The organism is Cysteiniphilum litorale (assembly GCF_003428165.1).
GTDB classification, from domain to species: domain Bacteria; phylum Pseudomonadota; class Gammaproteobacteria; order Francisellales; family Francisellaceae; genus Caedibacter; species Caedibacter litoralis.
The window spans coordinates 1-724 of sequence record NZ_QLIQ01000163.1 but is presented as its reverse complement, the minus strand read 5'-3'; the positions used below and the strand labels follow the sequence as shown (position 1 = coordinate 724).

Below are 724 nucleotides of genomic sequence, written 5' to 3'. Positions count from 1 at the left end.
TCTGTGGTTTGATGATAAACAGGACGCATCCCTAAGTCACTTTTTAATACTCTAAAGGCAGCTTCAATATCATTGAGCATGCGATAGGTTTGCCATATTTGTTGATTATTTAAATGGGTTTGATTGGCACGAATGCAGTAAATCCCCTTGTTTTTATTCGCTCGAGTTTCCTTGTCATGCCAAGTCAAGGATAAGGCATTTTCCTTGTTGGCATCTGCTTTTAGCTCAAGCTCAAAATGACTTGCCACTTTGCTGTATTTTTCTTTTAGTCTCCCTAGTTTCTCGCAGACTTTATCATATTTCTTCGTGCAGCCTTTTTTGCTTAACCCTGCTTTTATCTTCTCTAATTCCTCGATAAAGCGTTGTTTAAATTTTTCATACATCGCACTACCTTTGTTCTCCATCCCCTGCGAATGGCAATATAATTGCACCTCATCGCCTTCTGATGGCTTAACTAAATAGGTGGTGACCTTGTTATCCGGATCTTCTTTGACAACAACACCTGAAATGTCCTCTGGCAAGGATAAATTACGTTTACGTGATATCACCAAATACTTATAACCATGCTCTGTCAACCATTGGATATTGTCCTCTGTCGCAATACCGGCATCCATAACCACAATAGCTTCCTTGCTACAAGGTTTAACCATCTCCTCTAATGTTTTTGGCTCAGAAACATTACCCTTAAACAACTGACTCTTTTTGATAAACCCAGAACCATCCA

General features: G+C 39.4%; 1 protein-coding gene. It reads right to left on the bottom strand.

Annotation, left to right across the window (positions count from 1 at the left end; translation table 11 throughout):
- Positions 1–724: IS1634 family transposase (locus DNJ75_RS15070; protein WP_157968422.1), on the bottom strand; the 724-nt coding region annotated here is incomplete at both ends.